The organism is Halobacillus sp. BBL2006 (assembly GCF_000786645.1).
Lineage (GTDB): Bacteria > Bacillota > Bacilli > Bacillales > Halobacillaceae > Halobacillus.
The window spans coordinates 1-7,271 of the sequence record NZ_JRNX01000335.1; the positions used below are offsets into that span (position 1 = coordinate 1).

Here is a 7,271-nt window from a genome sequence, read left to right on the forward strand (position 1 = left end):
AAGCAGAAAATCAAAAGGAATGGGCTATTTCATTCTGTTGATTTTCTGCTTATGACACGAGTGTCTGGGCGTGGAGCTGGACGAGTTGTTTCCCCGCCAACCCGAGTCCTAATCCAGTAACGGAACCAGATATCTCGAAACTGAGTCTTCAACTATCGAGAGCTTTTGCCTAATAATAAAGGTAAACCATAAGAATTAAATAGATTATTTATATAAACCGAAGTACTCTAAAAAAATGTTTAAACTTTTATTGAAATTTGTCGATAATAGAAGTATCTCGTCTATATATATCCTCTTCAAAATCGTTAGCTTTCCTAGGTCTAAATGGGTAGAAGTGAAAAATAAAAGCCACTGCTTAATAAGCAATGGCTAGGTTTGAGATCTATTATTTTTTAAGGCTGTCGGGGTAATTTTACTGTGACTGTAGTCCCTTCCCCTTTTTTACTCTTATAGGAAATTGTACCGTTCAAATCTGCAACAATTTTTTTCGTTACCATAACGCCTAAACCAGTTCCTTTTTCTTTTGTTGTAAAGAATGGCTCACCGATTTTGGCAAGTTCCTAAGCTGATAAACCAGGACCATTATCACTAACGGAAAGCGTTAGCTCATTTCTCAGTACTTCGGAATGGACAATGACTTTACCGCCTTCGTCGACCGCATCAATCGCATTTTTCACTAAATTGATTAAAATTTGATTCAGCCGCTTAGGCTCTGTCAAAACTGTTTCTTCCAGATGCATTTTCTCACTTTCTAGTCGAACATTCTTCTCTCTAGCTTCTGGCTCGAGAAGTCTGAGGACGTAAGAGAGAACCTCTTCTGCTTCGACCTCTTCCATCTGAATCGAAGACTTAGGTTTTGAAAGCATCATGAAGTCTTGTACAATCGCTTCAATACGATTCACTTCATCAAGAATAATCTCCTGATAGTTATCCCTTAATTCTGGATTAGCCGCGCCAATTTGCAGGAATCCTTTGATGGCTGTTAATGGATTTTTGATCTCGTGGGCTATTCCCGCAGACATCTGAGTAATGGTAGAGAGCTGTTGGGATTTTTCCTTCAATCTATTCATCTCTCTGCATTCAGTGATGTCCTCATGAATGCCTAAAATATACAAGACTCCATCAGTCTCAACAGGAAATCCTCTTGTCCTTATCCATTTCTGTTCTCCTTGTACACCTTTGATTCGATACTCTACTTGATGTCGTTGTTTCTTCATCAAGGATAAAGAGACTCTAACTTTTTCCCTATCATCTTCATGAATAATCTTCTGCAGTTCATCAGGATTGGAGAATGCATCTCTCCGAGAAATTCCAAACATATTCTGGAAAGAGGGGCTGATATAATGAAATTCTTCAAAATGAGGCTCTGCAATCCAAAATACATCTTTTATATTATTAGCAAGGATAGCAAAACGCTCTTCTGAATCTTTCAATGCCTGAAGGTGTTTTTTGTATTGGGTAACGTCTTGGAGAAAAACAGTGACTCCAAGATCGGTTGGATAAACGGTCACGTGGACGACTGAATCAGTCTCCTTAATAAAGCCTTCGAATTCTACTGTTTCCTTGTTCTCCATTGCCCGCAAATAGTTTTGGAAGAAGTTGTAGTATTCATCGATAGGGAATATATCCCATAACCGTTTTTCATAGGCATTTACATAATCGATACCTGTAATCTCTTGCATCATAGCGTTTGCATACGTCACTTCCCACTCCTGGTTAATGATCGCCAAGCCATGTGGGAACTTGTCTATAATGTCTGACATACGATGTCTTAGCTGGGCACCTTTGGCATTCGCAAGATAGAGGGGCTGCTGCTTTACTTCCTTGTCTATCGGTCTGCGAAAAGAATAAGAATGCAGTTGTCCGGTTTTATCTATGATATTGGTAAAGTTATTGCTTCTTTTATGACCTGAATTGGTTTCTTCTTGCTGCTTGAGCGAAAAGGCGATTTGTCCATTTGTTAAATGCACCAATTTACAGTGATACTTTCGGAAGTTATTCTGGTCAGTAAGTTGAGCTGATGTTTCACGCAACCCCTCTGTCAATAGGCGATGCAATACTTGTTGCAAAGCACTTTGGGATGTAAGATTGAATGTTTGAATCCATGTCGAAAATGACAGATCAATATCGTCAAGTCGAAGTGTCCCTTGCATCTCCTGATTCAACGTTACTCTTTGCATACGCAAATCAAGCAAGCATGCTGGCGTACCATTCATACTTAGAACATCTAAGATTTCCCCGCTATGAACTTGGTCAGAATACCTCTCTCTTATCACCAATATTATGACCTCTTTCCTTTACCGTTCAATATTTTCCAGTACGTGTTTTATTATAACGTAATAATGAATAATTTTGAATATTTTCAAACAATTTATTGGTAAATTTATTATTTATTCATTTCTACATCATACGAGTTCAATATAAATAATATGACACTTTTTATACTATTATCCTTCTATGCTTCGCCAAAGTGTGAGTGATGCATAACTCCGATAAGGCTCCCAATTCTGACTCCAATCAGTCATCTGCCCCTTATCAGGCTTGTCTTTCAACTGAAAATAGAACTTCAAAGCATTTTGAATTCCAATATCTGCTTTCGGCAATAAATCTTCTCGGCCAACACCGAACATTAACCAATTTTCGGCTGTCCATGGCCCGATGCCGCGGACTTTTGTCAGTTTTTTCATGACTTCCTCATCGGTTTGCTTCGCTAGATCTTCCAAATCCAGTTCTCCATCGACAATCATCCTGGAAGTGTCCACTACATATTCCGCTTTACGTTGACTGAACTGAAGCTCTCGTAACGCTTCATAAGGAATTTGAGCCACCTCGTACGCATTAGGGTAAAACCATACGCCATCCTTCTCTTTACCAAACTGATGGACAAATCTTGTACTCAACGTATGGGCAAACTTCATGTTCAGTTGTTGATGGATAATCACTTTCATCAGACAGTCAAACAAATGGAAGTCTTTAACAATGGGGGTTCCGGGGTGGGCAAGAAACAGATGCTCCAAATTCGTTGTTAGAAAATGTTCGTGGACTTTTTCTAAATCTTTATCCCATTGAAAAAGACCTTCAATATGAGTAAGCAACTGCTCCTTAGCTTCCCCACTATCCCCTATTACTTCAAATGAAGGATCGGCTGTCGTACCATATCCTTGGACGCGAACAACATGATGTTCATCCCCCAACTTGACTGGAACGTCGACCCATCTTTCTTTTCGATCTAAATGACTTAATGGATCAAACTGCCAACGTAAAAGTGTATAATCAAAATCGTAAAAGCTTTTCGCTTTATAAGTTTCTCTCCACAAACCCAAAATCCTCCTTCTTTTTTGCTTCTTTGTTAATTCTATATTAAACAGCTTTTTGCATAACTAAAAATCCAAACTCTCTGCCTACATCTGCTGGTAACCTGATTTCATCAGCTTCAAACGTACAAAAATTTCCTAGAAAATTTACAATTCTTTTTAGAATTCGCTTATCTTAGTCCGGTTTCCTTCTATAGAAAACGTTTCCTCAAAAAAAAGAGACCGCCGGGAAGAGCGATCTCCTTTCCTTATAAACTCCATATGGGATATGGAAGCAGCTTTTTCACCATTAAATCGTTTAAGCTTCCAAAGTGGTAGCCTCTTTTTCTTAACTCGTCGATCATCTGATCCAAGGCTTCTGCGTTATCTTTAGAAACAGAGTGAAGCAATACGACAGCTCCCGGATGGATCTGATCCAATACACTACGATAAGCGTACTCCCAGCCTTTTTGATTATTCGTTTCCCAGTCCTTAAATGCGACTGACCAGAAAGCGTGTGTGTAGCCCAACTCTTTGGCCCATCTTAACGTTTGATCATTAAAAGTACCCCTTGGTGGGCGAACGAATGTCATGGTGTCTTGACCCGTAATTTGCTTCACTGATTGTTGGACACGGTCTAATTCTTTTTTCATTTCCTGCTTTGATACTTGTGTAAAGTCGGGATGACTCCATGAGTGGTTGCCGATCAAGTGACCTTCGTTGGCCATTCGTTTCAGCAACTCTGGGGCACTTTCGATATAGTGACCTGTGACAAAAAAGGTTGCGGGTACATTTTTTTCCTTTAAAACGTCCAAAACTTGACCCGTATACCCTTGTTCATATCCGTTATCAAACGTTAAATAGATAACCTTTTCCCCCGAATTATCCACGTAAAATCCATCTTGCTTTTCCAGCATGGGACCATAACGGCCGACATCAGGCACCTTCCCATCATTACTTTTCTTATATCCCCAGCCTTCAGCCTGAGTTAATGACGGAGATAACAGGCTCACACAAACCATTACGATTACGATGATTGCTTTCCTCATTTAAACCACTCACTTTTTTCTTAGTATGCGTGAAGACGATCAGAATATAAAAAAAGGACAAGTGGGAAAATTCCCCACTTGCCTTTTTATAAGATAAGCGCTGCTGCCCAACCAAAAATGAACAACGGAATATTATAGTGCAGGAAAGTTGGTACACACGTATCCCAAATGTGATTGTGTCTGCCGTCTGCATTTAAACCTGATGTCGGTCCAAGCGTACTGTCAGAGGCAGGTGAACCAGCATCACCGAGCGCACCGGCTGTACCAATCAGGGCAGCTATTGCCATCGGAGAGAAGCCCGCACTGACACAAATCGGTACGAACAAGGCAGCTAAAATTGGAACGGTAGCAAAAGAAGATCCAATTCCCATGGTTACAACCAGTCCAACTAAAAGAAGAATAAAAGCGATAAAGGCTTGATTATTACCTAAATAGTCCGAACTAATCTCTACAAGGGCGGCTACAGATTCTGTTTCCGTCAGAACATTGGCATACCCCGCTGCTACAAGCATGACGAAAGCAATGAAGCCCATCATTCCGATTCCGTCATTGACGACTTTGTCTCCTTTTCGATAAGGAACAATTCGGAAAGCGAACATTAAAATGATCCCTGCAAGAGCGGCAAGCACCAAATTTGACCAAATTGCCTGAATAAATAAGGTAACTAAGATTGCAATCAGCGTGAAAAAGTGCTTACGATTAAAGCGTTCTGGAGTTAGTCCGAAGTGCGATTCTTCCAACTCATTTTCCTGAGTATTTGCTTTTGGCTCACGAGGTTTACGATAAGAAATCAGTACGGCAATGATTAGACCTACAATCATCCCAGAGCCTGGAATGAGAAGTGATTGAGCAATCGAACCGATTCCCAATTCTACTCCGTTGGATTTCATGGCTTTTTGAATCGTTTCATGGAAAATAAAACCAAAACCAACCGGAATCATAACATACGGTGCTTTTAGTCCAAACGTTAACGCCGACGCTACTGCACGACGATCTAATTTCATTTGATCAAATAATTTCAATAAAGGCGGAATTAGAATTGGAATAAATGCGATGTGAACCGGAATCACATTTTGCGATAAGCTTGCAACGAAAGCAATGACGAATACGATCATCGTCCTTCTATTTTTTAAAACACGGAGCAAGTAACTGACAAGCAGAGATGTTATCCCTGAATAGCTGATCGCTACAGCAAAAGCTCCTAATAAAATATAACTTAAAGCCACGCTTGCTTGATTTCCCATACCACTAACTAGTATATCCAGTGAACTCATTAGAGACTCACCGTTCATCAATCCTGCTGTTAATCCAGCAGCAAGAATGGCAATGATGACATTCACACGTAATAAACTTAAAATCGTCATCACGAGGACAGATACAACGACTGCCCATGCCATATAGCATACCCCTTTCGTGTTGTTGAATATTTTTATGCATTAGCGATTTACCATAATAAAGTATGATTACAAAAAAATCAACCCTCAACTATTGCGAGAGTCAAATTATACTGACATAGACAATCATGCCGATCATGACTACAAATGAGCCTACAAGCAGCCGTTTATGTTTTTGCTGTACCGGATGGCCGCCAGCCATTCTTACAAAAGCCATGATTAAAGTAAGCATGAACACGAAGCCTATGACGGGAGATAAATAAAAAATTATCCCTTCCACCTGAATCCTCCTCCCCTAGAAGAAGCAAATCAGTCCATTTTACGCTCTAATTCCTCAAGCATTGAAATCAAACGATCAATATCTTCTACTGATGTTTCTTCTGGATTCAATTCTTCAATACGAATCATAAAGTCCGAGAGTCGTGTTTTTAGATCCTGTAGTCGATCTTGTTGTGTCATAAATGTAAACTCCTTTTTTCCTATCATCGTTAACCATTGTTATCATAGTACATCTAAGGCTTTGTGTCTATCCTAAGATTCACAGCAGTTGGACATGCTATAATACAAAAGATAGACGGGAGGCAGCCAGTATGGATTCCATTTCAGATATTGATTTCGTCCAAGTTATTACAAATAGTACTACAATAAAAATAATAAGCAGTGCGATCATCTTATTTATCGCAGTCATTGTCTTAAGAAAAGCGATCCACTCGTTTTTTAAAAGAACAGACTTTATAGAAGAGCGCAGTGAACGTACATTAGAATCGATGTTCAATTCAATCATCAGTTATGCCGCCATTATTGGATTCATTTTTATCGTATTAGCAGAGTTCACTTCAATTGGAAGGCTGCTCGCCGGAGCCGGTGTAATCGGAATTATCGTAGGTTTTGGTGCCCAGAGCTTAATCAAAGACTTCTTCGCAGGCTTGTTCCTTCTATATGAAAAGCAGCTTCATAAAGGCGATTTTATTACTCTAAACAACACGTTCCATGGAACCGTTGAAGATATTGGCCTTCGTTTTTTAAAAATACGAGAATGGAGTGGCAAGCTTCTCACGATAAGTAACGGCCAAATCAATACGATTGAGAATTACAACTTTGAACATATGCGGGTCATTGAAAAAGTGACGACGAATTTCAGAGAGGATCCTAAGAAAGTCTTTGCGGCTCTTGAAGAGGCCTGTAACCGTTTAAACGATGAGAAAGCTGATTACCTAAAAAAAGATTTAAAGGATGACCCGATTGAACCGTTCCAAGTCTATGGAATGACTTCATTGAATGACCACTACCGCGGCTACCAATATACAGTCACAGGACTTGTCTATGACCTAGTGTACTGGACAGCGGCAAAAGAAACGCGCCGGGTCATTGCCGAAACAATGTACGAACATCACATTGCCATGGCTGAACAGCGCGTTGAGTTAAACGGTCATACCTCTCAAGAAGAAGAATGATCGTTTTTTTATTTTAATTCAAATGAAAAGCTGACATGATCTTGAATTGGAATCCAGGCTCCAATTCCTTGCCTCGTTACA

Annotated in this window: 7 protein-coding genes and 1 pseudogene; 1 reads left to right on the forward strand and 7 read right to left on the reverse strand. The window is 39.9% G+C overall.

Annotated elements, in window-relative coordinates:
* Window positions 1–392: 392 nt before the first annotated feature.
* The 6 genes and pseudogenes from LD39_RS10655 to LD39_RS23090 form a co-directional block, all read right to left on the reverse strand.
* Window positions 393–2,216, reverse strand: a pseudogene (locus LD39_RS10655) (ATP-binding protein).
* 231 nt (window positions 2,217–2,447) lie between these two features.
* A complete protein-coding gene (locus LD39_RS10660; protein ID WP_035546102.1) occupies window positions 2,448–3,317 on the reverse strand; it encodes a DNA-3-methyladenine glycosylase in 870 nt (289 codons plus the stop codon).
* A 245-nt stretch (window positions 3,318–3,562) separates the two neighbouring features.
* A complete protein-coding gene (gene pdaA, locus LD39_RS10665) occupies window positions 3,563–4,342 on the reverse strand; it encodes a delta-lactam-biosynthetic de-N-acetylase (RefSeq protein WP_035546104.1) in 780 nt (259 codons plus the stop codon).
* Between the two features lie 86 nt (window positions 4,343–4,428).
* Window positions 4,429–5,739, reverse strand: a complete 1,311-nt coding sequence (locus tag LD39_RS10670) for a Na+/H+ antiporter family protein (protein ID WP_035546106.1) — start codon at window positions 5,737–5,739, stop codon at window positions 4,429–4,431.
* A gap of 100 nt (window positions 5,740–5,839) precedes the next feature.
* Window positions 5,840–6,016, reverse strand: coding sequence for a hypothetical protein (locus LD39_RS22615; protein WP_156112616.1), 177 nt, complete (start codon window positions 6,014–6,016; stop codon window positions 5,840–5,842).
* A gap of 29 nt (window positions 6,017–6,045) precedes the next feature.
* Window positions 6,046–6,195 (reverse strand): SE1561 family protein, encoded by a 150-nt coding sequence (locus tag LD39_RS23090; RefSeq protein ID WP_197061417.1) that lies wholly within the window; start codon window positions 6,193–6,195, stop codon window positions 6,046–6,048.
* 131 nt (window positions 6,196–6,326) lie between these two features.
* Here LD39_RS23090 and LD39_RS10675 point away from each other — a divergent pair, with 131 nt between their 5' ends.
* Window positions 6,327–7,190 (forward strand): mechanosensitive ion channel family protein, encoded by an 864-nt coding sequence (locus LD39_RS10675; protein ID WP_052158820.1) that lies wholly within the window; start codon window positions 6,327–6,329, stop codon window positions 7,188–7,190.
* Window positions 7,191–7,198: 8 nt separating this feature from the next.
* On the opposite strand, the gene LD39_RS23915 is transcribed toward LD39_RS10675, so the two are convergent.
* Window positions 7,199–7,271 (reverse strand): YfkD family protein (locus LD39_RS23915; RefSeq protein ID WP_156112617.1); only part of this gene is annotated, 73 nt, incomplete at its 5' end.

Excerpts from the sequence above, each read along its gene's own strand:
- pdaA (WP_035546104.1), bottom strand. The coding sequence starts at position 4,342 with ATGAGGAAAGCAATCATCGTAATCGTAATGGTTTGTGTGAGCCTGTTA.
- LD39_RS10670 (WP_035546106.1), bottom strand. The coding sequence starts at position 5,739 with ATGGCATGGGCAGTCGTTGTATCTGTCCTCGTGATGACGATTTTAAGT.
- LD39_RS23090 (WP_197061417.1), bottom strand. The coding sequence starts at position 6,195 with ATGACACAACAAGATCGACTACAGGATCTAAAAACACGACTCTCGGAC.
- LD39_RS10675 (WP_052158820.1), top strand. The coding sequence starts at position 6,327 with ATGGATTCCATTTCAGATATTGATTTCGTCCAAGTTATTACAAATAGT.